The 24,530-nt window shown below is 64.9% G+C and carries 23 protein-coding genes; 14 read left to right on the plus strand and 9 right to left on the minus strand.

Annotation, left to right across the window (positions count from 1 at the left end; all coding sequences use genetic code 11):
* Window positions 1-108: 108 nt before the first annotated feature.
* Window positions 109-405, minus strand: coding sequence for a gamma-butyrobetaine hydroxylase-like domain-containing protein (locus tag IVB24_RS17930; protein WP_162308888.1), 297 nt, complete (start codon window positions 403-405; stop codon window positions 109-111).
* A 195-nt stretch (window positions 406-600) separates the two neighbouring features.
* Between IVB24_RS17930 and IVB24_RS17935 the strand changes: the two genes are divergently transcribed.
* The 12 genes from IVB24_RS17935 (at window position 601) to IVB24_RS17990 (ending at window position 14,388) form a co-directional block, all read left to right on the plus strand.
* The gene (locus IVB24_RS17935; protein ID WP_247773969.1) at window positions 601-1,374 is read left to right on the plus strand and encodes a ferredoxin--NADP reductase; all 774 of its coding nucleotides are present in this window, start codon (window positions 601-603) and stop codon (window positions 1,372-1,374) included.
* Window positions 1,375-1,477: 103 nt separating this feature from the next.
* Window positions 1,478-3,220, plus strand: coding sequence for a fumarate reductase/succinate dehydrogenase flavoprotein subunit (locus IVB24_RS17940; RefSeq protein WP_247773970.1), 1,743 nt, complete (start codon window positions 1,478-1,480; stop codon window positions 3,218-3,220).
* A 35-nt stretch (window positions 3,221-3,255) separates the two neighbouring features.
* Window positions 3,256-3,489, plus strand: coding sequence for a ferredoxin family protein (locus tag IVB24_RS17945; protein WP_007593252.1), 234 nt, complete (start codon window positions 3,256-3,258; stop codon window positions 3,487-3,489).
* Window positions 3,490-3,491: 2 nt separating this feature from the next.
* Window positions 3,492-4,469, plus strand: coding sequence for a HEAT repeat domain-containing protein (locus tag IVB24_RS17950; RefSeq protein WP_247773971.1), 978 nt, complete (start codon window positions 3,492-3,494; stop codon window positions 4,467-4,469).
* Between the two features lie 360 nt (window positions 4,470-4,829).
* Window positions 4,830-6,179 carry an extracellular solute-binding protein gene (locus IVB24_RS17955; protein ID WP_247773972.1) on the plus strand — a complete coding sequence of 450 codons (1,350 nt, stop codon included), beginning with the start codon at window positions 4,830-4,832 and terminating at the stop codon, window positions 6,177-6,179.
* A gap of 82 nt (window positions 6,180-6,261) precedes the next feature.
* Window positions 6,262-7,152 carry an ABC transporter permease gene (locus tag IVB24_RS17960; RefSeq protein ID WP_247773973.1) on the plus strand — a complete coding sequence of 297 codons (891 nt, stop codon included), beginning with the start codon at window positions 6,262-6,264 and terminating at the stop codon, window positions 7,150-7,152.
* On the plus strand, window positions 7,149-8,054 hold the full coding sequence (locus IVB24_RS17965) for an ABC transporter permease (protein WP_247773974.1): 906 nt from the start codon (window positions 7,149-7,151) through the stop codon (window positions 8,052-8,054). The genes IVB24_RS17960 and IVB24_RS17965 overlap by 4 nt, the downstream gene beginning before the upstream one ends.
* Before the next feature lie 8 nt (window positions 8,055-8,062).
* Complete coding sequence (locus IVB24_RS17970) at window positions 8,063-9,169, plus strand: ABC transporter ATP-binding protein (protein ID WP_140478466.1); 1,107 nt, start codon at window positions 8,063-8,065, stop codon at window positions 9,167-9,169.
* A gap of 20 nt (window positions 9,170-9,189) precedes the next feature.
* Complete coding sequence (locus IVB24_RS17975; protein WP_247773975.1) at window positions 9,190-9,681, plus strand: (2Fe-2S)-binding protein; 492 nt, start codon at window positions 9,190-9,192, stop codon at window positions 9,679-9,681.
* A gap of 2 nt (window positions 9,682-9,683) precedes the next feature.
* A complete protein-coding gene (locus IVB24_RS17980; RefSeq protein WP_247773976.1) occupies window positions 9,684-12,071 on the plus strand; it encodes a xanthine dehydrogenase family protein molybdopterin-binding subunit in 2,388 nt (795 codons plus the stop codon).
* A gap of 11 nt (window positions 12,072-12,082) precedes the next feature.
* Window positions 12,083-12,880, plus strand: a complete 798-nt coding sequence (locus IVB24_RS17985; RefSeq protein WP_247773977.1) for a xanthine dehydrogenase family protein subunit M — start codon at window positions 12,083-12,085, stop codon at window positions 12,878-12,880.
* A 17-nt stretch (window positions 12,881-12,897) separates the two neighbouring features.
* A complete protein-coding gene (locus IVB24_RS17990; protein WP_247774119.1) occupies window positions 12,898-14,388 on the plus strand; it encodes an amidase in 1,491 nt (496 codons plus the stop codon).
* Between the two features lie 165 nt (window positions 14,389-14,553).
* Here the strand turns inward: IVB24_RS17990 and IVB24_RS17995 are convergent, their stop codons facing one another.
* From IVB24_RS17995 to IVB24_RS18005, 3 genes are all read right to left on the minus strand, one after another.
* On the minus strand, window positions 14,554-15,453 hold the full coding sequence (locus IVB24_RS17995) for a LysR substrate-binding domain-containing protein (protein WP_094974867.1): 900 nt from the start codon (window positions 15,451-15,453) through the stop codon (window positions 14,554-14,556).
* Window positions 15,454-15,530: 77 nt separating this feature from the next.
* A complete protein-coding gene (locus IVB24_RS18000) occupies window positions 15,531-16,898 on the minus strand; it encodes an amidase (RefSeq protein ID WP_247773978.1) in 1,368 nt (455 codons plus the stop codon).
* Window positions 16,879-18,075 (minus strand): MFS transporter, encoded by a 1,197-nt coding sequence (locus IVB24_RS18005; RefSeq protein ID WP_247773979.1) that lies wholly within the window; start codon window positions 18,073-18,075, stop codon window positions 16,879-16,881. Before IVB24_RS18005 ends, IVB24_RS18000 begins: the two co-directional genes overlap by 20 nt.
* 26 nt (window positions 18,076-18,101) lie before the next feature.
* Here IVB24_RS18005 and IVB24_RS18010 point away from each other — a divergent pair, with 26 nt between their 5' ends.
* Entirely contained in the window at window positions 18,102-18,437 is a 336-nt protein-coding gene (locus IVB24_RS18010; protein WP_247774120.1) for a hydroxyisourate hydrolase, read from the plus strand.
* Here IVB24_RS18010 and IVB24_RS18015 read toward each other — a convergent pair whose 3' ends face one another.
* Genes IVB24_RS18015 through IVB24_RS18030 form a run of 4 tightly spaced genes read right to left on the minus strand, consistent with a single transcriptional unit; the run spans window position 18,438 to window position 22,302 of the window.
* Window positions 18,438-19,253 carry an ABC transporter permease gene (locus IVB24_RS18015; protein WP_247773980.1) on the minus strand — a complete coding sequence of 272 codons (816 nt, stop codon included), beginning with the start codon at window positions 19,251-19,253 and terminating at the stop codon, window positions 18,438-18,440.
* Window positions 19,253-20,116 (minus strand): ABC transporter permease, encoded by an 864-nt coding sequence (locus IVB24_RS18020; protein WP_094974863.1) that lies wholly within the window; start codon window positions 20,114-20,116, stop codon window positions 19,253-19,255. Before IVB24_RS18020 ends, IVB24_RS18015 begins: the two co-directional genes overlap by 1 nt.
* Before the next feature lie 15 nt (window positions 20,117-20,131).
* Window positions 20,132-21,178, minus strand: coding sequence for an ABC transporter substrate-binding protein (locus tag IVB24_RS18025; protein ID WP_094974862.1), 1,047 nt, complete (start codon window positions 21,176-21,178; stop codon window positions 20,132-20,134).
* Window positions 21,179-21,207: 29 nt separating this feature from the next.
* Window positions 21,208-22,302: an ABC transporter ATP-binding protein gene (locus tag IVB24_RS18030; RefSeq protein ID WP_247773981.1), complete on the minus strand. Its 1,095-nt coding sequence runs from the start codon at window positions 22,300-22,302 to the stop codon at window positions 21,208-21,210.
* A gap of 40 nt (window positions 22,303-22,342) precedes the next feature.
* On the opposite strand from IVB24_RS18030, the gene IVB24_RS18035 reads away from it, so the two are divergent.
* A complete protein-coding gene (locus IVB24_RS18035; protein WP_247773982.1) occupies window positions 22,343-23,782 on the plus strand; it encodes an amidase family protein in 1,440 nt (479 codons plus the stop codon).
* Here IVB24_RS18035 and IVB24_RS18040 read toward each other — a convergent pair.
* Window positions 23,779-24,528, minus strand: coding sequence for an aspartate/glutamate racemase family protein (locus IVB24_RS18040; RefSeq protein WP_247774121.1), 750 nt, complete (start codon window positions 24,526-24,528; stop codon window positions 23,779-23,781). The genes IVB24_RS18035 and IVB24_RS18040 overlap by 4 nt on opposite strands.
* Between the last annotated feature and the right edge of the window lie 2 nt (window positions 24,529-24,530).

The following is a 24,530-nucleotide window of genomic DNA, read 5'->3' on the forward strand; positions in this document are numbered from 1 at the left end:
CGGTTGAATCCGCCCAGTATTCCGGAGACGTCAATGGGATACGGAGAGGCCGCGGCGTACTGGAGTCCCCGCGGGGAATGACAGCGGTATGCGTAGGGAGATCGGGGCCTACCGCCCCGCCAGACTCAGCAGATACGGTTTCGGGTAAATGCCCCGATTATGCCCGTCCGAGAACGAGATGTTCAGCCCATAGCCGAGGTCGCCGATCTCGGTGATTGCGATGCCCGGAAAGCGTTCGGGAAAGCGGCCGTCGAAGCGGGCGCGGGTGCAGTGGGCGCATTTGCAGGAGAGCCGAAGTCTTTCGGCAGGCACGCTCAGCGCATCGTCTTGTGTGGTGCGGACGAGGAGCGTCGCCAGATCGGCGCTCGCTTCGTAGTCTGTCACGGTCGGTGCTACCAAGGTCATGGTCATGACGTATCTCCGACCCTCTTCTACGTCGTTGCAGACGATCGCGAATAGCAACTAGTTGCCAACGCCGGCTGCTTCCCGATCATCGCCCGCGAAATGTGAAACTAATCGACCGGGAAGTTCAGTTCCGGGTTGCCGGACTCCTGTCTCTCCGAAACCTTGCGCCGAACCGCAGGCATGGAGAGACGACGGATGAGCGCATTTCAGAAGGAGACGGTTCTGTCGGTCCGGCACTGGACTGAGTCCCTGTTCAGCTTCACCGCGACACGCGATCCCGGCTTCCGTTTTCAGAACGGACAGTTTGCGATGATCGGGCTGGAGGTCGAGGGCAAGCCCTTGATGCGGGCCTACAGCATGGCCAGCGCCAATCACGAGGAGGCGCTCGAATTCTTCTCGATCAAGGTGCAGGACGGTCCGCTGACCTCGCGCCTCCAGAAGATCAGCGAAGGCGACATCATCCTGGTCGGCCGTAAGGCAACGGGGACGTTGATCACCGGCAACCTCATTCCGGGAAAGCGCCTCCTGCTGCTTTCGACCGGCACGGGCCTCGCGCCGTTCGCCAGCCTGATCAAGGACCCCGACGTCTACGAGAACTACGAGACCATCGTGCTCGCCCATGGCTGCCGCCAGGTCTCCGAGCTCGCCTATGGCGAGCACGTGGTTGAAGGCCTCCGCAATCACGAATTCTTCGGACCGCTGATCCGCGACAAGCTCGTCTACTACCCGACCGTTACCCGCGAGCCGTTCAGGAATCGTGGTCGCATCACCGATCTGATCGCCTCGGGCCAGCTCTTCGACGATATCGGGCAGGGCAGCCTCGATATCGAGACCGACCGCATCATGCTCTGCGGCAGCCCGGCAATGCTGGAGGAACTCCCCGCAATGCTTTCCGGGCGTGGCTTCGTCGAAGGAAACCACAGCCAGCCCGGCCATTTCGTGATTGAAAAGGCTTTCGTCGAGCGCTGAGTTATAAATCGCGTCCCGGCGACAACTAATTGCTATCGCCGCGACGCCCTCTGAACAAATCTGATGCAAAGGCGCCGGACGCCCGGCGAACCAGGAGCAAGCGATGGCACTAGATCAGATCGTCGACGGACTTTCGGAGGTTTCCTGCGATGTGCTGGTGATCGGCGGCGGCACGGCCGGCCCGATGGCGGCGCTCAAGGCGAAGCTGAAGAATCCGAAGGCCAATGTCGTCCTGCTCGAAAAGGCCAACGTCAAGCGCTCCGGCGCGATCTCGATGGGCATGGACGGCCTGAACAACGCCGTCATTCCCGGCTATGCGACGCCGGAGCAGTACACCAAGGAAATCACCATCGCCAATGACGGCATCGTCGACCAGAAGGCGGTCTATAAATACGCGCAGAACTGCTACAAGATCGTCGAGGAGCTCGACAGTTTCGGCATCCGCTTTCTGAAGAACGAGAACGGCGATTATGCCGTCAAGAAGGTGCACCACATCGGCAGCTATGTGCTACCGATGCCGAACGGCGAGACCGTGAAGAAGGCGCTTTATCGCCAGCTGCGGCGTGCCCGCATCCTGATCTCGAACCGCTACATGGCAACGCGCCTGCTCAAGTCCAATGACGGCCGTATCGCCGGTGCGATCAGTGTCAACACCCGCACCGCAGAGATTCTTGTGATCAAGGCCAAGGCCGTGATCCTGTGCATGGGCGCCGCCGGCCGCCTGGGTCTGCCGACCTCCGGCTACATGTTCGGCACCTACGAGAATGCCGCCAATTCCGGCGACGGCTACGCGATGGCCTATCACGCCGGCGCCGCGCTCGCGAACCTCGAATGCTACCAGATCAATCCGCTGATCAAGGATTACAACGGTCCTGCCTGCGCTTATGTCGCCGGTCCCTTCGGTGCCTTTACCGCCAACAACGAGGGATCTCGCTTCATCGAATGTGACTACTGGTCCGGGCAGATGATGCTCGAATTCTACAACGAGCTGCTGTCGGGCAAGGGCCCGGTGTTCCTCCAGCTCAAGCATCTCCACCCGGATACGATCTCGGAAATCGAATCCACGCTGCACAAGGTGGAGCGGCCGACGCGCGGCTTGTTCCAGCAGGGACGCGGGGTCGACTATCGCAACGACTCGATCGAGATGCACATTTCCGAGATCGGCTTCTGCTCGGGTCACAGCGCCTCCGGTGTGTTCGTCGACGACAACGCCCGCACCACCGTGCCGGGCCTCTATGCAGCCGGCGACATGGCGAGCGTGCCGCACAACTACATGCTCGGTGCCTTCACCAACGGAGCGGTCGCCGGCATCGACGCGATGGAGTTCGCCGACAGCCACGATTTCGCGGAGTTTGACGCTGCCGATGTCGCCAGGGAACGCGACCGCGTGATGGCGCCGACCAGGCGCGAGGACGGCATTCCGCCGAACCAGGTCGAGTACAAGACCCGCCGCCTCGTCAACGATTATCTCCAGCCGCCGAAGGTCACGCGCAAATATGAGCTCGGCATGCGCCGCCTCGCCGAGACGCGGCAGGACATGCAGGAACACATGATCGCGCGGAACGCACATGAGCTGCTCCGTGCGCTCGAAGTCCAGTCGATCATGGACTGTGCCGACATGGCGGTACATGCCTCGTTGTATCGCGAGGAGAGCCGCTGGGGCCTCTATCACTGGCGTACCGATTTCCCCGAGAAGGACAACGAGAATTGGTTCTGCCACACCCTTCTGAGCAAGCAGAACGGCAAGATGACCAGCGAGAAGCGCGCCGTCGAGCCCTATGTCGTGCCGATCGCCGACGACGAGAAGGACCTCTACGACAAGCAGCGCATCCGCGCGACCGCCTGAGTCCACCGCCAAATAGAAACAACAGGAGATCAACGATGCCTCTCGCTTCCTATCAGACATCGGTTCCGGTGGTCGTCGACGACGCCAAATGCATCGCCGACAAGGGCTGCACCGTGTGCGTCGACGTTTGCCCGCTCGACGTGCTCCGCATCAGCGACATGACCAACAAGGCCTACATGGCCTATGATGAGTGCTGGTACTGCATGCCCTGCGAGGCCGACTGCCCGACCGGCGCCGTCACCGTCAACATCCCCTATCTCTTGAGGTGAGCATGTCGAGCCCGTTCGAATCCTATGACGATCTCGAAGACGCCGACGAGCGGTTGCAGGCTGCCGATCCGGCCGAGCGGCGCGTCGCCATCATCGCGCTCGGCCATTCCGGCGATCCGGCCGCGGTCTCGCATCTCGCCAACCTGGTGTCCGATCCCGACGCGGGCGTGCGCCAGCAGGTCGCGATGGCGCTCGGCGAGTTCGACGGGCGGGAGGCGGCAAGTGCACTCGTCAAGCTGCTCGTCGATCCCGAGCGGATCGTGGCGTCGGCCGCAGCCGACAGTTTGGCCGAATTCAAGGACCCCGCTTGCACCGAAATCATCCTGCCGCTGGTCAAGCATGCCCACGCCTTCGTTCGCATGGGCGCGCTGCGCGCGCTCAAGGAGTTGCGCAGCAAGGACACGCTGAAGCCCGCGCTGGAAGCGCTCCAGGACGGTGACGCGGCCGTCCGCGTGCAGGCGATCGGCGTCATCGGTTTCCTGAAGCTCGAAGAGTCGATCCCGGCGCTGACCGCGCTGATCCACGATCCCGACGCACATGTGCGCCGCGCCGCGGTGAGCGCGCTCGCCTTCTCGCAGATGAAGCCGGCGGCCGAGACGATCACCCGCGCCCTCAGGGACGCTGACTGGATGGTCCGGGAGATGGCTGCCGAGACGCTGGGGCTCAACGTCAACGGTTCGCTCGCTGCCGATCAGCTTATCGCCTCACTTGCCGACGAATTCTGGCAGGTGCGGCTCAAGGCGATCCGCAGCCTCGGCAAGATGAAGGTCGAGCGCGCCTTGCGCCCGATCGGCAACTGCATCAGCCACGAGCAAGCCAATTTGCGGAAGGAGGCGGCTGCCGCGCTCGGCGAGATCGCCGCCCCCGAAGGCGAGGTCTACCTCGTGGTGGTCGCCAACGATCCCGACCCCGACGTGCGCAAGAATGCCCGCTGGGCGCTCCAGCAGATTGCCGCGCGAAAGGGAAAGGCGGGAGCGTAGAGCGGAAAGGGCCATTTCAGTACAATTCTGCTGGACCGCTGTGCTACGCCGCGACGCGCGCCTGGTGAAGACCTGCACGGTCGCTTGCAGGGCAAGTCGGACTCGTGCTCCGAACAATTCGAGGAAACGACAGACCGGACACGTATTCAGGCGATCGGTCACCGCTGCCTGCTGCCTTCCTGAGCCGCGTGCCGAGATGACGTGCAGTGATTTGAGCCATTAGTGGCGCTTATGCCGTGAATTGTTACTTCCAATTTTACTTCGCAGAATCCCGCCTCTAGCCTCTCGTGCAATCGATCACATCCGCGGCCGGACAATGGCGTCCGGCGCGAGCGTTCATCGTAACCAACGAGGGTTGCCATGTCTGATGGGGCTAAGGGGACGTCCACTTCCAATCCGGCGGGGACTGAAGCGAGATCGGCGAAAAAATTGAACCGGCGCACGCTGTTGAAGGGGGCGGCCGCAGTTGCGGGCGCAGCGATTGGATCGGATGCGATCCGCGGATTCCCGACCATCTGGGCGCAGGAAATCAAGGACATCGAGCTGCGCCATGTCGGCGTCTCCTATTCGGTGGTGAAGGCGATCGGCGACCAGGCCGCCAAGGATCTCGGCTTCAAGGTGACGATGCAGAACCTCGACACCTCCGCCGCCATCAACCGCTTCATAAGCCAGCCTAATACGGTCGACATCGCCGACCTCGAAGGCTGGCAGGCCAAGCTCGCCGCCAAGCGCAGTGTCATCCAAGGCATCGAAGTCAAGAAGATCAAGGAGTTCGACAACATCCTGCCGATCTTCACCAAGGGCGAGATCGACGGCCACAAGATCCCGCGCCAGGGCATCTCGCCCTACGAGGCCATGTACATCTCCAAGCCTGACTCGACCGATCTGCACGACGGCGTCACCGAATGGGCGACCTTCTTGCCGCAGGTCTACAATGCCGACTCCATCGGCTACCGGCCCGATCTGGTCGGCCATGAAGTGACCGAGTGGAAGGACCTGATCGATCCCAAGTTCAAGGGCAAGGCCGCGATCCTCGACGTGCCCGCGATCGGCATCATGGACGCTGCGCTCTGCTTCGAAAGCGCCGGACTGATCAAGTACGGCAACAAGGGCAACATGACCAAGGAGGAGATCGACTTCACCTGCAACAAGCTGATCGAGCTGAAGAAGCAGGGCCAGTTCCGGGCGACCTGGACCACCTTCGACCAGTCGGTGCAACTGATGGCGGCGGGCGAAGTGGTGATCCAGTCGATGTGGTCGCCGGCAGTCGCCGCGGTGCGCGTCAAGGAGATTCCTTGCGTCTACGCGCCGGTCAACGTCAAGAACGGCAAGGAAGGCTATCGCGGCTGGTGCAACGGCATGGGCCTGATGAAGCATCTCTCCGGCAAGAAGTTGGATGCCGCCTACGAATATCTCAACTGGTATCTCTCGGGCTGGCAGGGCGGCTTCGTCGGCCGCTACGGCTATTACAGCCCGGTGCCGTCGACGGCGAAGAAATTCCTCACCGCGGCGGAATGGGACTTCTGGTACGACGGCAAGCCGGCACCCGCGGTGATCAACGATCCCTACGGCGTTCCCATGGAGAAGGCCGGCACCAAGCGCGACGGCGGCTCGTTCCTCGACCGCGTCAAGAACATCTCGTGCTGGAACACGCTGATGGACGAAGCCGCCTACATGAACAAGCGCTGGAACGACTTCAAGGTGGCCTGAAACCTGCTTTACCTGACTCGAGCCAAGCACCGGCGCGTGACTGCGCCGGTGCGAAAAGACCGACTTCGAGGCGTTCGCCGACATGCAGCCAAGTATTCGTCCAGTTCAAACGTCACCACGCGCAAATCTCGCCGGCTGGCTCTATGTCTCGCCGCTGGTACTGGTGCTCGTGCCGTTCTTCGTGGCGCCGATCCTGGTCGTGCTGGCCGCGAGCTTCTTTGCGACCGACGGCTTTGGCGGGCTGACGCCGGGCTTCACGCTCGCAAGCTATGTCGAGGTGCTGCATTCGGCGCTGACGCTGAAGCTGTATCTGGCGACGATCAAGTTCACCGTGTTGACCTGGGTCTTCACGCTGATCATCGGCTTCTTCGTCGCCTACTTCCTGGTGTTTCACGTCCGTAACCAGCTGCTCGCGATCGGCCTGTTCCTGCTGTGCACAGTGCCGTTCTGGACGTCCAATATCATCCGCATGATCTCGTGGATTCCGCTGCTGGGCAAGGAGGGGCTGATCAACCAGGCGCTGCTGGGAATGGGCGTGATCCGCCAGCCGCTGGAAGTCCTGCTGTTCTCCGATCTCGCCGTGGTCATCGCCTATGTCCACCAGCTCACGATCTTCATGATCGTGCCGATTTTCAATTCCATGGCGCGGATCGACAAGAAGCTGATCGAGGCCGCGATCGACGCTGGCGCCAACCGTTTCGACATCATGCGCCTGATCGTGGTGCCGATGTCCAAGAGCGGCATCGCACTCGGCACGATTTTCGTGGTCTCGATCGTGATGGGCGATTTCTTCGTGGTCAAAGTGATGTCGGGCGGCGGCTCGGCCTCGGTGGTCAGCGCGTTCTACGAGGACGTCGGCGTGCTGCAATATCCGACCGCGGCCGCGAGCGCCGTGCTGCTGACGCTGGTGCTGGTCGCGATCGTCTCGCTGATCCTGCGCACCGTCGACATCAGGCAGGAGATCACGCGATGAGCGCGGTTCTCGCGGAGGCGCCCGACACCGGGACGTCAAAGTCGGTCGCGCCCGCGACGACCAAGGCGATTGCGCCGAGCAAGGGGGGACGTCCCTGGACGTTCTACGTGCTGGCAGCGCTGTTCGCGCTCTACGTGATCGCGCTCTACGGCCCGATGTTCTGCATCTACATCCTGTCGTTCCAGGACATCCGCGGCGGTCTGGTGTTTCCGATGAAGGGGCATTCGCTGCACTGGTTCGTCGATCTCTTTACGCAAGTCCGCACCGGCGACGTCAAAGGCTCGTTCGACCGTTCGATCAAGCTTGCCGTCATCGTCACTGTCATCACCGTGGTGGTGTCGTTCCTGGCTGGCCTCGGATTCCGCAAGCGCTTTCGCGGCGACACCTTCGTCTTCTACATGATGATCGGCAGCCTGGTGGCGCCTGGCCTGGTGCTCGGCCTCGGCACGGGGCTTCTGTTCCAGGCGCTCGGGCTGAATGCGAGCTGGTACAGCTCGGCGCTCGGCGCGCAGCTCTCCTGGACGCTGCCGTTCGGGGTGCTCGTGATGTTCGCCGTGATGTCGCGCTTCAACCATGTCTGGGAGGAGGCGGCCTACGATCTCGGTGCCAGCCGCTGGCAGTCGATCCGGCTGGTGATGATCCCGGTGCTGGCGCCCGGCCTCGTCGCGGTCGCGCTGTTCGGCTTCACGCTGTCCTATGACGAGTTCGCGCGCAGCCTCCAGACGGCAGGTTCGCTGAATACGCTGCCGCTGGAGATCTGGAGCATGACGCTGAACGTCACCTCGCCCTCGCTCTACGCGCTCGGCACGGTCACCACAATCGTCTCCTTCGTCGTCATCGGCGCGAGCCTCGGCAGCATCGTGTTGATCCAGAAGAAGCGCGGCAGCAGCGCAAAGGGTTGAGCTGGGACATGAAGAGCGATCGCGGCGATATCGAACTGGCAGGTGTCTGCAAGAGTTTTGACGGCGTGACCAATGTGGTCGACGGCGTCAACCTCAAGATCGCGGACGGCGCCTATTGCTGCTTCATCGGCCCGTCCGGCTGCGGCAAGACCACGATCTTGCGCATGATTGCCGGCCACGAGGACCCGACCGCCGGCGAGATCGTCATCGGCGGGCAGAACGTCGTCGGGCTTGCGCCGGTGCAGCGCCGCACCGCGATGATGTTCCAGTCCTACGCGCTGTTTCCGCATCTGACGGTGCGGGAGAACATCGCCTTTGCACTCCGCGTGCGAGGCCAGTCCAAGGCCGATCGGCTTCGTGCGGCCGATGCGATGATCGAGAAAGTCCGGCTGTCGCAATTCGCCGATCGCCTGCCGGCCCAGCTGTCCGGCGGCCAGCAGCAGCGCGTGGCGCTGGCGCGCGCAGCGATCACCGAGCCTAGGGTGTTGTTGCTCGACGAGCCGCTGTCGGCGCTCGACGAGCAGCTGCGGGTGCAGATGCGCCAGGAGCTGCGGCGGATGCAGCAGGAGCTCGGCATCACCTTCATCCATGTCACCCACACCCAGCTCGAGGCAATTGCGTTGGCTGACCTCGTCGTGGTGATGGAGCAAGGCAAGATCAAGCAGGCAGGCGCGGCGCGCGATGTCTATGCCCATCCGCATGATCGCTACGTCGCCGAGTTCATGGGCGGGCAGAACGTGCTGTCCGGCCGCGTCGAGAAGGTCAATGGCGCGAGTTTCACCCTCGCGCAGGCCGCTCCCTCCGGCATCGAAGTGCCACTTCAGGCACGCGCGAATCTAAGCGTCGGCGACAAGGTCGACATCGCCGTCCGCCGCGACGATGTCGCACTGGTCCGGCCGGGCAGGGACTTGCCGCCGGGCTACACGACCTCACTGCCGAGCCGTGTGCTCGCGATCGAGTATCAAGGCTACTTCGTCAAGGTCATGCTCGACACCGTGCCTGACGAAGAGTTCGTGGCCTACGTGCCGGAAAAGACTTTCTTCGCAGATCCCTTCACCGTCGGCGATGTCGTGATGGCCACTTGGGCCACCGGCAGCGCGTTGCCTCTCGCCTGAAGACCCCTGCGCACAGGAGTATGACCGTGCAGATATCCTTTACCCTCAACGGCCGGCCAACCACTGTCGAGGCCGAACCGGCAACGCTCGTCGCCGAGCTGCTGCGCGAGCAGCTCCATCTCACCGGCACCCATATCGGCTGCGACACCAGCCAATGCGGCGCCTGCGTGGTGCATCTCGACGGTCTGCCGGTGAAGAGCTGCACGCTGCTCGCGCCCGCGCTTGACGGCGCCACGCTGCTCACCATCGAAGGGCTTCAGGGCGCGCCCGGCTCGAACCGGATGCATCCGATGCAGGAGGCGTTCCGTGAGCATCACGGTCTGCAATGCGGCTTCTGCACGCCGGGCATGCTGATGACCGCGGTCGCATTGGCCGCCGAGAATCCGGACCTGACCGAGGCGGACGTCCGCCACGGTCTTGAAGGCAACATCTGCCGCTGCACCGGGTACCAGAACATCGTCGTCTCGGTCCTGGCCGGCGCCGCCGCCATGAACGCCGCCAAGGGAGAGTGACCATGAACAATGTGATCGGTATTGGCGCCTCACCGAAGCGCAAGGAAGATCAGCGCTTCCTCACGGGACGCGGCAACTATGTCTCCGACATCAAGCGCCCCGGCATGGCCGCGGGCGTGTTCGTCCGTTCTCCGCATGGCCATGCCGTGTTGCGCGGCATCGACAAGAGCGCGGCGCTGGCCTCGCCCGGCGTCATTGCCGTCCTGACCGGAGAGGATGCCGCGGCGGACAAGTTGGGCTCGCTGCCCTGCGGCTGGGGCATCTCGGACGCCAAGGGCGTCCCGATGAAGGAGCCGCCGTTCCCGATGCTGGCGCAGGGCAAGGTGCGCTTCGTCGGCGACATGGTCGCCTTCGTCATCGCCGAGACGCCGGACCAGGCCGACGCGGCGGCCGAGTTGCTGGCGGTCGATTACGAGGTGCTTCCTTCGGTCGTCGGCGTGCTCGAAGCCGTCAGTCCGGGCGCGCCGCAATTGTTCGACGACGTCCCGAACAACATCTGCTGCGACTGGGAACTTGGCGACAAGGCTGCCGTCGAAGCCGCATTCAAGAAGGCGGCGCATGTCGCAAAGCTCAGCCTGGTCAATAACCGCCTGATCGGCAATCCGATGGAGCCGCGCGCGGCCATCGCCGAATACGAACCGGGCACCGATCGGTTCACGCTATGGACCACCAGCCAGTTTCCGCACGTCGTGCGCTTCCTGATGGGCGCGCTGGTGCTGAACATCCCGCAGCACAAGCTGCGTGTGGTCGCGCCCGATGTCGGTGGCGGCTTCGGCGTCAAGCAATTCCACTACGGCGAGGAGGCCGTGATCACCTGGGCCGCCAAGCGCGTGAAGCGGCCTGTGAAGTGGGTCGCGAGCCGCTCGGAAGGCTATGTCTCCGACCGCCACGGCCGCGATCACGTCACCGAGGCCGAACTTGCGCTCGACGAGACCGGCAAGTTTCTGGCCTTCCGCGTCAACACGCTCGCCAATATGGGCGGCTATCTCTCGACCTTCGGGCCGAACATTCCGACCAACCTCTATGCGCCGCTGCTTGGCGGCGTCTACACGACGCCGGCGATCTATTGCAACGTGAAGGTCGTGTTCACCAACACCGTGCCGGTCGACGCCTATCGTGGCGCCGGCCGTCCCGAAGCCACCTTCGTGCTCGAGCGCATGGTCGACGTCGCAGCCAGCGAGATGGGCATCGACCGCGTCGAGATTCGCCGCCGCAACATGATCCCGAAGGAGGCCTACCCGTATCAGACGCCGGTGCTGGTGCAGTACGATTCCGGCGATCCCATGGGGTGCCTCGACGGCGCGCTTGTGGCGGCCGACGCCAAGAATTTCGGGATCCGCAAGGCGGCCTCTGCCAGCAAGGGCAAATTCCGCGGGCTCGGCTATTCCACCTATGTCGAGGCCTGCGGCCTTGCGCCCTCGCGCTTTGCGGGGCGGCTCGGCGCGCGCGGCGGCCTCTATGAAAGCGCCACGGTGCGCGTGCATCCGACCGGTCAGGTGACGGTCATGATCGGCACCCACAATCACGGCCAGGGCCACGAGACGACGTTCGCGCAGATCGTGTCCGAGAAGCTCGGCGTTGCCTTTGAGGATGTCGACATCGTGTTCGGCGATACCGACCGCGTGCAGTTCGGCATGGGCACCTATGGCTCGCGTTCCCTCGTGGTCGGCGGCGCAGCGCTGTCGAAGGCGACCGACAAGGTGATCGTCAAGGGCAAGAAGATCGCCGCTCATCTGCTTGAAGCTGCCGAGGTGGATATCCAGTTCGAGGCCGGCAAATTCTCCGTCGCCGGCACGGACCGCGTCAAGACGTTCGAGGAGATCGCGGGCGCGGCCTATGTCCCGCACAACTACCCGCTCGAAGTGCTGGAGCCGGGCTTGGAAGAGCAGGCTTATTACGATCCCGTCAACTTCACCTATCCCGGCGGCTGCCACATCGCCGAGGTCGAGGTCGACCCGGAGACTGGCACGGTGACGCTGGTCAACTACACCGCGGTTGACGACGTCGGCACGGTGATCAACCCAATGATCGTGGAGGGCCAGCTGCACGGCGGCATCGTGCAGGGCGTCGGCCAGGCGCTGTTCGAGAATGCGGTCTATGACGAGGGCTCGGGCCAGCTCCTGTCGGGATCGCTGATGGATTATTGCATGCCGCGTGCGGACCACATGCCCATGATGAAGGTCGCGACCCACTCGACGCTGTGCACGCACACGCCGATGGGCGTGAAGGGTTGCGGCGAGGTCGGCACCATCGGCTCGCCGGCCGCCGTCATCAATGCGGTGGTCGATGCGCTGTCGCATCTCGGCGTCACCCATGTCGACATGCCGGCGACACCGAACCGGATTTGGCGGCTGCTGCAGAATGCGTCGCTGCCGGTCGCCGCGGAATAGGGAGGACAACAATGAAACCATTTGCCTACCACCAGCCAGCCCGGATTCCAGATGCGGCGAAGCTTCTGACCTCGATCGAGGATAGCAAGCTTGTTGCCGGCGGCATGACGCTGATCCCAACGCTGAAGCAGCGGCTGGCCAATCCGCCGGCGCTGATCGACCTGTTGAAGCTCGGAAGTCTCAAGGGTATTACCGACGACGGTGCTACCATCACCATCGGCGCGATGACGCCGCATGCGGTGGTTGCCTCCTCGCAGCTGGTGCAGACGAAGATCCCGGGGCTTGCTGCACTGGCGTCCATGATCGGCGATCCCGCCGTGCGTAGCCGGGGCACCATCGGCGGCTCCGTCGCCAACAACGATCCGGCTGCGGATTACCCGGCCGGTGTGCTCGGTCTTGGCGCCACCATCGTCACCAGCACGCGCGAGATCGCGGCGGACAAGTTCTTCCTCGGCCTGTTCGAGACCGCACTTGAACCCGGCGAGATCATCATCGCGATCCGCTTTCCCGTGCCTCTTAAGGCGGGTTACGCGAAGTTCAAGGCACCGGCGTCGCGCTATGCGCTGGTCGGCGTGTTCGTTGTGAAATTCGCCGACGGCGTCCGCGTCGCCGTGACCGGTGCCGGGCCCGGTGTGTTCCGGGTGCCACCGATGGAGGAGGCGCTGTCGCAGAACTTCGATCCGTCCGCGATCGCGGCAATCAAGATCGATACCGACGGTCTCACCTCCGATATCCATGCCGAAGCCGACTATCGCGCACATCTCGTCACCGTGATGGCCAAGCGCGCCGTCGCCGCCGCGCTCAGCTAGCTCCTTTAGGTTTGATGATGACTGATGGTTCCGGCCGAACGGCCTTCCCGCCGGCGCCGACTGGCCTTGGCGCGCTCTCTGCAAGCGAGATCATGGCCGGCTACCGGCGCAAGGCGTTTACCCCGCGCGATGTCATGGATGACACCATCGGCGCGCTGGAGACGGCGAACGAGACCTGCAATGCGGTGGTGACGCCGATGTACGAGCAGGCGAGGGCGGAGGCCGATCGTCTCACCAGAGAGATGCGTGCGGGCGAAGCCAAGGGGCCGCTCGCCGGCGTGCCCGTCACGATCAAGGACCTCGTCTTCGTTGCGGGCGTGCCGGCCTATGCAGGCTCGCCGATGAACACGAGCTTTGTGCCCGAGGCCGATGCCGCCGTGGTGTCGTCCCTGAAGGCCGCCGGCGCGATCATCACCTGCAAGACCACGACCTGCGAATCCGGTTACAAACTGACGGCCGACAGCCCGGTCACCGGCATCACGCGTAATCCCTGGAATCCTGGTCGCACCAGCGGCGGGTCGAGTGGAGGCGCGGCAGCGGGCGTTGCCGCTGGTTGCGGGCCGATCGCGATCGGCACCGACGGCGTCGGCTCGATCCGGGTGCCTTCCTCCTTTTGCGGCGTGTTCGGGCTCAAGCCGACTTTCGGCCTCGTGCCGCGTTCGCCCGGCTTCTCGCCGCCGTCCTGGGCCTCGCTCGCCCATACCGGCCCGATCACCCGTACGGTCGCGGATGCTGCGCTAACGCTGGAGGTCATCGCCGGCTACGATTTGCGCGATGCCGCAAGCCTTCCCGTGTCCGCACGTCGCTTCGATACGGATGCAGGGCGCCTGGATGGCATTCGGATCGGCGCCAGCGCCGATCTCGGCTACGCCGCCGTCAGCCCTGACGTGTGCGCGGCATTCGGCAAGGCGCTTGCCATTCTCGATTCCTGCGGCGCGCAGGTCACGATGGATGGCCCGGGTCTCGACCCCGACATTCTGGAGCACACCCTGAAGCCGATCGCCTTTTCCGAACAGGCGGCGGCGGTTGCGAGCAAGTCCGCAACCGATCTTGCAAGCTCGGAGGACGACTATCGCAATGTCATCGACGCTGGACGGCGCTACAGTGGTACGGATTACATCAAGGCGAGTTACCGCCGCGGCCAGGCGCGCAATGCCTTCGTCAAATTGTTCGAACGTGTCGATGTGCTGGTGACGCCGACGGTTGCGGTCACCGCATTCGAGGCCGGCCAGATCGGCGTCGACACCGTCGACGGCAGCAAGGTCGATCCGCATCTTGGCTGGTCGCCGTTCACCTGGCCGATCAATCTGGCAGGTCTGCCGGCGGCGACGCTGCCCTGCGGCTTCGATCGCGACGGCATGCCGATCGGCCTGCAGATCATCGCGCCCTGGCTCGACGAACCGACCATCTTTCGTATCGCCGCGGCATTCGAGGCGGCGCAACCTTGGGCGAAGTTCTGGCCGCAGCTCGCGCTACGCGAGGGGAGTGGTGGCCGCGCCAAGGGGTGAAGCGGCCATCAAACGATAGTACAGGTGTTTTGCCCGACGTGTCAGGTCGCTCAGGGTCGGTTCAGATTGTTAGACCTCGGTATTCCCTAAAATGACGCGCGAAAAACCCTTTGCAAACAAGGGCCGTCCTACTGTGCATGGGGTTGTTTTCGCACTTTTGGGGTCCTAGCCCAGCTCGATCGGTGCGCCGCGGCCGCTGAGCTCCTCGTCGAGGCGTAGATAATGCGCGAGATAGTCGTGTAGCGCAGTCGCTGCCTTTGAGGTCGCGCCGCTGGACTTGTAAAGTAGCAGCTCGATCTTCGGCAGCGGAGGGAGGCCCTCGTTCGGTCCGATCTCGCGCATAGCCGGCACCAGCGCGCTGCGGCCGAGCACGGTCACCGCCATGCCGGCGAAGGCCGCGGCTTGGAGGCCGCCGACGCTTTCGCTGACGCAGGCGACGCGCCAGCGCAAATTCGCGCGTTCCAGCGTATCGATTGCGTAGTCGCGATAGATGTTGCCCGGCGGCAGCAGCGCGAGCGGGATCGGTCGCTCCTGATGCGCCGTGGACTGCTCGCCCGTCATCCACACCAGTTGCTCGCGCCGCACCACCTGGCCGCCGGTGAAGTCGTTCATGCGGGTGACGAGCGCAATGTCGACATCGCCGCGCTTGACCAGGCCGACCAGTGGCGTCGACAGCGCGCAATTGAGCTCGACCTGCACGCGCGGAAATGATTTTTTGAACACGCTGAGGATCTGCGGCAGCATGAAGGCGGCATAGAGGTCTGGCGTGCCGAGCACGACCTGGCCTTCGATCTCCTGCGACGCCAGTTGCGAGATCAGCTCGTCATGCAACCTCAGGATGGATTTGGCGTAGGTGAGAACCATGGTGCCGTCATCCGTCAAGATCAGCCTGCGGCCGCCGTGCTCGAACAGTTGCTTGCCGGTGAGCTCCTCCAGCCGCTGCAATTGCAACGTGATCGCCGGCTGGGTGCGGCCCAGCCGTCGGGCGGTCTCGGTGATGCTGCCGGTCTCGACCACCGAGATCAGCGACCGGAGCATGCGGATGTCGAGACTGATGAGGTTCATGCGGCGTCCATATCGCCTGCAAATTATGCAAAACCCATGCTACGCGTCCACCCTGAGGGATCGTGGCCCCAGCAACGTCACCTCCGCAACATGGCCTCGATCCGTTGGGCGGCGCCAAGCAGCGTGCGGTCCTGTCCGCGCCTGGCGATGATTTGCAGGCCGAACGGAAGGCCGCGCGGATCCGTTCCGCACGGAATCGAGATCGCCGGCAGGCGGGCATGATTGACGAAGGGAGTAAACACGGCATGCCCCCGTGGGCTCGCGGGCTTTCCGCCGATCATGTCCGGCCCAAGCTGCGTCAGCGACCAAGCGACGCAGGGGACGGTTGGGGTCAGCAGCAAGTCCATTTCGGTGAGGAAGGCGGCGAAAGCACTGGCGACCGCGGCGCTCGCGACCAGAGCTCCAGCAACCTCGGCACCCGACCAGGAGAGGCCGCGTTCGATCTGCTTGGCGACGTCGGGATCAAATATGGTCGGATCCTTGCGGAACGCGTCCCCATAGAGCGCAGCGAGACCTGCATGTTGGAGCGGCATGATGGCGTCTTCGGTCGCGCCCGTCGGCCAGACGGGATCGCGCTGCTTGATGCGCAAGCCTGCCGCGGAAAGGCGGTCGACGGTGGAGGCGAGGCCATCCGCGACGATGTCGTCGACCGCGACGTCGAGCCCAAGACGCGGCGAGAATGCCATGCGCAAGCCGGCGATGTCTTCAGCCTGCGATGCGATGACGGCGGAATCCGGGTCGCGCGGATCGGCGCCGGCCATGGCCTCGAACGCCAATGCGATATCGGCCACGTCAGACGCGATCGGTGCGATCACGGAGAGACCGAAGAACGGCTCGGCAAAACCGGGTCCATAGGGGATCGCGCCGTAAGACGGCTTGAAGCCGGCGACGCCGACATGAGCCGGCGGCCTGCGGCTGGAGCCACCGGCATCGGTTCCGATTGCGAGCGGCACGAGACCGGCTGCGACAGCAGCGGCAGGACCGCCGGACGAGCCGCCCGGTGTCAGCGCGCGGTCGAGCGGGTGGCGCGTGGGCCCGTAGAGCTGTGAGGTGGTGACGCCCTTGCAGGCGAATTCCGACGTCGCCCCGATGCCGACGATGACGGCGCCGGCCCTGCGTAGCCGCTCGATCGCCATCGCATCTTCGGTCGCGACGAAATCGGCAAACAGGCGCGAGCCCTGCGTTACACGCCAGCCGGCGACCCAGATGTTGTCCTTGACGACGATGGGCACGCCCGCGAGCGGCAAGGTCTCTCCGGCGCGCAGGCGAGCGTCGACCGCCGCGGCATCGGCCAGCGTGCGCGCGGGGTCGATCGTGACCACGGCGTTCAGCGCCTTGGCGGCCTCGATGCGCGCGAGCGCGGCTTTGGCGGTCTCGACCGCGTTCGTTCGTCCGGCCGCCACATCGGCCGCGATCCCGCGCGCACTATTGACCTGTTTTGTCATGGCTTCCCCAGATCAACGCCAATGTGCCGCACAGCGCAAGGCAGGCCAGGGCGACGAAGGCCGCGCCGAGGCTGGCCGCGGCGTCCAGGATCGAGATCAGCGCCGGGGCAGCCAGCAGGCCCGCATAGGATGCGGTTAACACCGCGCCGGTGGCCTCGCCGATTCGATCCTGCGGGGCTAGGCGCGCGATCTCGGCGACGAAAACGCCGTTCCAGCCCGACGCGGTCAGGCCGAACAACGCGGCCATCGCGAATTGCCAAGCGCGTCCCAGCGATGCGCCCTCAAGGCCAAGCAGCGCGGCGCAGAAGGCCATGCCGAGGCCGATGACGACCAGAACGGCGCGTGAGGCGTTGAGCCGCATGGCGACAAAGCCCCAGCCGAGCCGGCCGACCAGGCCGCCGGCTTGCGCGCAGGCGAGCGCCATCCCGGCCTCGATATGGCTGAGGCCGAGTTCGCGGGTGCCGAGCGTGACGAAGACCGTGTTGAGCGACACCTGCATCGCGCTGAATGGCATCGAGGCCAGCGCCAGCATCGCGATGCGCCGGTCCGCGGTGACCAGCGCCAGCCGTGCGCGGAGATTGAGCTCCGGAAGAGGGGCCGCCTTGCCGGCATAGGCCGGCCGCAGCCGCTCGAACAGCAGGATCGCGAGCAGTGCACAGGCACCCACGGCTGCATAGCACCAGGCGGGTCCGAGCGAGATGGCAATGGCAGGCAGCGCCAGCGAGCCGCAGACGGCGCCAATCTGGTTGCCGGTCTGTCGCACCGAGAACACGAAGGCCCGCCGTTCGGCCGTCACGAGCCGCGACAGCAGCGCAGCGCTGGCCGGCGTCTCCGGCCCGAAGGCAAGGCCGAGACAGAGGCCCGCAGCGAGCAGCGCCGCCGTCGTGCCGAGCGAGGCCAGCGCCATGCTGACGACGATGGCCGCCGCGCAGAGGCTGGCGATCCGGAGCGAGCCCAGCCGCGCGATGAAACCGCCGCCCCAGAACGAGGCGGGGATGCCGACGGCGAACACCGCGCAGGAGAACATCGAGAGCTGCCAGACCTCGATATGCGCGCGCGGCGCGACCACGCCCGGCGCGAACAGCGCGAGCGCCACCAGGGCCTGGAGCGAGGTCATCGCCCCCAGGGCCGGCAGCAGCGCGGGCGCTGGTCGAATGGTACTGTTTGCGTCTACCATGCAGCTGCGCTCACGGGAGGACCATGGTGGCAGGCGGCATTTCCATTCACGCAGTCGATGTGGCGAGCGGCCGGCCGGCGCAAGGCCTGCGCGTCGAGATCTGGCGGATCGATCCGGACTCGCTGCGCATCGCCGACGGACGGCTCGGGGCGAACGGCGTGCTCGATCATCCCGTCGCGCAAGGCGCAGGCGTGACGGCTGGTGAGTATGAAGTGCTGTTTCATCTCGGCGAATTCTTTGGCGACAGCGACGGTTGCCTGACCGTGGCGCCGTTCCGCTTCCGCATCAAGCACGTCGATGAACATTTTCATCTGCCGCTGAAATTCACGCGCTGGGGCTACTCGCTGTTTCGCGGAGCCTGATCAGTTGGTCAGCCGCCGCGACAGGCCGGTGACACGCTCCATCACTGCGACCATCGCCACGGTCGCGATGATCAGGACGCCCGACAGGGCGGCGATGGTGACGTCGAGCTTGCCTTCGAGATCCTGCCACATCCGGATCGGCAGCATGTCCGTGGCGGCGTCGCGCAGGAACAGCGAGACGGGTACGTTGTCGAACGACGACATGAAGGCGATGAAGGCCCCGGCAATGATGCCGGGCCGGATCAGCGGCAGCACGATGCGCCGGAACGTGTAGAGGCGGCTCGCGCCGAGCACCGCGGAGCTTTCGAGCAGGGTCGGCTCCAGCTGGGCAAGGGCAGCGACCGTGTTGCGCACGACATAGGGCACGCAGACCACGGTGTGGCCGATCACCAGCGTCAACGGCGACACCGGCAGGCCAATCAGCGAAAACAGCATCAGAGCAGCCAGACCGAAAGCCAGCGCAGGCAGGACCAGCGGCGACATGAAGAGGGAATCGAGCAGCCGCGCCGACAGCGCCTGCGACCGCGAGATCGCAAGCGCGGCGGCGACACCGAGCACGACGGACAGGCCCGTTGCCCACAGCGCGACGATCAGGCTGTTCTTCGCCGCGAAGTGCAGCTGCCAGGCGTCCCAGAGCTCGGCGTACCAGCGCAGCGAATATCCCGGCGGCGGGAATCTCAGCGAGAAGCCGCTGGTGAAGGAGACGATCAGGACGACGAGCGACGGCGCGATGATCAGGATCAGCGCGATGATCGCGACCAATGTCATCACCAATTCGAAACTGAACGCCTCGAGGGTGCGCTTGCGGCCAGCCATCAGGCGCCTCCATAGCCGCGCGACAGGCGGCCGAGCGTGGTGAAGACGGACACGACCGCGAGCACGGCCAGCAGGAAGATGATCGAGATCGCCGACGCGAACGGCCAGTTCTGCAAGGTCGAGGCCTGCTGGTAGAGATACATCGGCATGAACAGCATCTGCCCGCCACCGACCAGCGATTGGGTGATGAAGGCCGTGATGGCGGCGGCATAGGTCAACGTGCAGCCGGCAATCACGCCGGGCAGCGACAGCGGCAGCACGACGCGGAAGAAGGTGCGCCAGCTTCCGGCGCCGAGCGAGCAGGAGGCATCGTCGAGATTGGGATCGATGCGGCCGAGCGCGGTGATCAGCGGCAGCGTCATCAGCGGCATCTGCACCTGAGCCAGGGCGATCACGACGCCGAACTGGGTGTAGAGCAGCTTCAGGGGCGTATCGATGATCCCCAGGGATTGCAGCGTCGCGTTGATGATGCCCTGGCGGCCCAGGATGACGATCCAGGCGAAGGTGCGCACCACCACGCTGGTCAAAAGCGGCAGCAGTACGATCAGGATGATGATGGTCTGAACCTTGGGCCCGACCCGCTGGTAGAGCCAGGCGATGGGAAAGCCGAGCACGAGACACACGGCCGTCACCTCGGCCCCCAGCAGCAGCGTCGAGCCGAGTACGCTGAGGCTGAAGGGGTCGGTGAGGAAGTGCAGGTACTGGCCGAGCCCCCAATGGAGCCCGGCTGTGTCGTTGTGCAGCGAAAGCCAGAGCAGCTGCAGCAGGGGCGCGACGAAGAACAGCAGGAAGAACAGCGCCAGCGGCGCCGCCAATCCCATTCCATAGGACGTGACGTCCCGTGATGCCGGTGCAGCGCCCATCGTCAGGTCCTCGCGCTAGATCTTGATCTCGCGGTTGAAGCGCTCGATCCACGCCGAGCGCTGCTCGTTGATCTTCTTCCAGTCCTGGAACACGAACTTCTTCTTCAGCTCGGCGGTGTCCTTGGCGAGCACGCGCGCGATCTCGCCGCCCATCGTCACCTTGGAATTGGTGGGCACGATCAGATAAGGCGGGTTCATCAGCGTGGTCTGGACTTCCGGTGTCAGCGCCGCCTCGATCAGCTTGAAGGCAAGCTCGCGGTTCGGCGAGTTCTTGACGATGTGGATCGTGGTCTTGAAGGCGATGGCGCCTTCCTTCGGCGCAACGAACTCGACCGGCACGCCGCGCGCTTTCAGGATCTGGATGGCGTTGAAATTGCCGGGCGAGATGTCGATTTGGCCCTGCTGGAATAGGGTCGCGAGCGCGCCGGGATTGGCGGCCACCGCGGCGAGATTGGGCTTGAGTTCCTCCAGCGCCTTGAAGGCGGGATCGATATTGGCTTCCGAGCCGCCGCGCATCTTGGCGATCTCGACCAGCCAGCCGGTGCCGAGCGTCGAGTTGAGGTTGGTGATGCCGACCCGGCCCTTGAACTCGGGCTTCCAGAGATCGGCCCACGAGGTCGGCGGCGTCTTGACGGCTTCCGGGTTGTAGGTGAGGCCGACGACCTGGAAGAACGGAGCCGGTCCCATCGGCTCCTGCGCCTCGGCGATCAGGTCCTTGTAATAGGCGCTCTTCTCGACCGGATAGGGCTCGACCAGGTCCTGACCGATCGCGACGAGGGCAGGGCCGGGATCGTGCAGCATGACGTCGATCGGCGGATTGGCTTTTGCTGCATTCACCTTCGCGATCTGGTCGACCGAGAGCATGGGATCGAGCACTATCGCGGCGTCGGCGTTTGCCTTGCGGAAGGCGGGCACCAGCACGGCCTTGTGCGCTTCTTCCCAGCTTCCGGTGAAGGTCGCAAACACCAGCGGGCGTGCCTGCGCGAAGCTCAGTCCGGGAAACGCTTTCATGGCCCCGAGCGTGAGGGCGGTCGTCATCAGGCTGCGGCGATTGAGGATCATGTCGAACTCCGTGTGGACAATGACAGGAATTAAAGCGTTGCGGGGAATGCGTTGGCGAGCGAAGGGGCGAGTGGTGCGAGGCGCACGGCGGCGCCGCTCTCCAGCGCGCGCGTCTCGCCGATGCGCGCCTGGGAGATCTTGACGCCGGAGCCGTCGGCCGTCGTGACTTCGTGCACGACGGTCGCGCCCAGCGGCAGCGACATGCCGACCACGCCGGCAAAGCCGGTCTCGTCGCCGACGAATTGCAGATGCTCGGGTCGGATGCACACGGTGACGCGGCCCCCCTCGGTGAGGGCGCCGGCCGCGGGCCGCGCGATGATCTCCGCGCCGGCATCGAGGCGGATCTTGGCGGCAGTTCGGTCCGCCGAGACGACCACGCCGGGCATGCGATTGCTGGAGCCGACAAAGGTGTTCACGAACAGCGTCTGCGGCCGGTCGTAGACGTCCGACGGCGTGCCGAACTGCTCGAGCTTGCCTTGACTCAGCACGGCGACGCGGTCGGCCATCGACAGCGCCTCTTCCTGGTCGTGCGTCACGATCAGCGTGGTGATGCCGGAGACACGCTGCAGCCGCTTGACCTCGATCTGCATGTCGAGGCGCAGATTCTTGTCCAGCGCGGCAAAGGGCTCGTCGAGCAGCAGGATCGAAGGCTTGATCGCGAGCGCGCGAGCAAGCGCGACGCGCTGTTGCTGGCCGCCGGAAAGCTGCCTCGGCAGGCGTTCGGCCATGGTCGGTAATTGCACCAGTTCCAGAAGACGCTGCGACTCGCGCTGGCGCGTTGCCTTGTCGATGCCGCGGGCAGCGAGCCCGTAGGCCACGTTCTCGCTGATGGAGAGATGCGGGAATAGCGCGTAGTTCTGGAACACGATACCGACCGCGCGGCGGTTCGGCGGCAGCGTGTCGACGATGTCGTCGCCGATAATGATCCGCCCCTGGGTTTGCGCGATGAAGCCGGCGATGATGCGCAAGAGGGTCGTCTTGCCGCAGCCGGACGGGCCGAGCAGGGCGATGATCTCGCCGCCCTTGATGTCGAGATTGATGTTCTCGACCGCGAGCGCGCCGCTCGGGTAGCGGTGGGTGACGGCGTCGACGACGAGCGATCGTCCGCCTTGCGCTTCAGCCATGATGTTGCCTCCCGTTGCCCCAGAGGAGAAAGCAAGTCTCGTGCCCGGCGCGGTCGCTTTTTGCGGCGCGTTTTGGCATTGTAGTCCGATGACCTCGGATCAATCGATTTGCGACCTCACCGCCACAACCCTCGCGCGCGCCATTGCCAAGGGCGAGCTGTCCTCGCGTGACGCCGTTGAGGCGCATCTGGCGCGGATTGCACTCGTGGACGTGCAATTGGCGGCGTTCGTGACTGTCGATGCGGAGGGTGCCCGCCGTGCGGCGGACATCTGCGACGCGGCGGCTGCGCCGAGCGGCCCGTTGCACGGGGTGCCCGTCGCGATCAAGGACCTCACCGACACCGCGGGGCTTGCGACCACCTACGGATCGGTGCTGTTTCGCGACCACGTGCCGTTCGAGGACGATCTCGTGGTCGCGCGGCTGCGGCGTGCCGGTGCGATCATCCTGGGGAAGACCAACACGCCCGAGTTCGGCTTCGGCGCGGTCTGCACCAATAAATTGCGCGGGCCGACGCGCAATCCGTTCGATCCAGCGCTGACCTCCGGCGGATCGTCCGGCGGCTCCGCCGCAGCGGTGGCGGCCGGCATGGTGCCGGTCGCGCACGGCACCGATTTCGGTGGCTCGGTGCGCACCCCCGCAAGCTTCTGCGACGTGGCCTCGATCCGGCCGACGCCTGGCCGTATCCCGTCGCCGCGCCGGCCGCTCGGTTGGGACATGCTGGCCAGCCACGGCTTTCTTGCTCGCGGCGTCGATGATCTCGAACTGGCGCTGTCGGTCTGCGCTGGCGCCGATGCGCAGGACCCGCTCTCGACCGGTGTCGTCACTGACCATCGTCCCCTGCTTGGACGTTCCCGGATCGCAGTCACGCCTGATTTCGGTGTTGCGCCGGTTTCGCGCGATGTCCGCGCTCGTTTTGCCGATGCTTGCGAAGCGCTCGCGCGTGTCGCCGAAATCGTCTCGTCTTCGCCGGATTGCGGTGGCGCGATCGAGACCTTCCGCACTCTTCGTGCCGCGCACATCGCCAACAGCTATGGCGAGTTGCTCAGAACGCGCCGCGGCGAACTCACGCCCACCGTGATCTGGAATATCGAGGCGGGCGCCAAGCTCTCGGCGGAGGATTACCTCAACGCAGAGCGGCGGCGCACCGCGATCTACCGCAGCTTTCGCGAGTTGTTCGCGCGTGCCGATTTCCTGATAGCGCCGGCGGCGTCGGTATTCCCCTGGCCGAACGAGATCAGTGACGTCGCCGCGATCGACGGCGCAGACTTGGAGACGCCGATCGACTATCTCGCCGTCACCTTCATCGTGTCGCTGGTCGGATGTCCGGTCCTGACCTTGCCGGTGCGGCGAGGGGAGAATCAGCTGCCTTTCGGCATCCAGATCATCGCGCCACCGGGCTGCGAATCCCGCCTGTTTGCGTTCGGCCGTGCCATCGAAAACGAACTGGGCTTTTCGCATCGTCGGCCGAAGCTCCCCTAGCTGTCGCGATGCTCGAGCCGGGCGGCGAGCGCGCCGGCAAGACCGATGGTGGGTTTGGCAGCGGGCCGGCGGTACGTGCCCGCCGTGGCCTTGCGCAGGCGCAACGCGACCAGTGCCTCGGCCTGCTTCACGGCGGCGACGACCTGGTCGACGACGGGAACGGGGATCCGGTCGGCGACGCGCTCGGCAAGACCCGAGAGCGGCGCACCTGCAAAGATCAGCACATCGGCCTCATCCTCGACGACGGCGCGCTGTGCGAGTTCGACCAGAAGATCCTCCTTCTCGGTGCCGACCTCGGAGATCGCCTGAAACGGCGCGTCGAGCATGCGGATGCCGGCGCAACGCTCGCGCAGCCCGTGGTCGCGGACGCATTCCTCGTACCAGGGCCCCAGTGCCTGCGCGAAAGTGACGATGGCAAAGCGCCGTCCAGCCATGCAGGCTGTCAGCATCGCGGCTTCCGCAAGGCCAATCACGGGAATATCGAATGTCTCGCGTGCGGCGAACAGGCCGGGATCGCCGAAGGCGGCGATGATGGCCGCGTCAACTTTCGCGTGCTGCTCGGCCAGCATCTCCAGCGCGATCGCGCCGCCGATCTGCGCCTCGGTGCGCGTCGCGATATAGGGCACGCCGCGCGTCGCGGTGCAGGGGACGATCTCGGTGCCGGGCGCGGCGGCGCGCTGCCCGACATCCGTCATCAACTGGGTGACCCCCGTGCTGGTGTTGGGATTGAGCAGCAGCAGCTTCATGG

Origin of the sequence: Bradyrhizobium sp. 192, assembly GCF_023100965.1 — a bacterium.
Taxonomy (GTDB): domain Bacteria; phylum Pseudomonadota; class Alphaproteobacteria; order Rhizobiales; family Xanthobacteraceae; genus Bradyrhizobium; species Bradyrhizobium symbiodeficiens.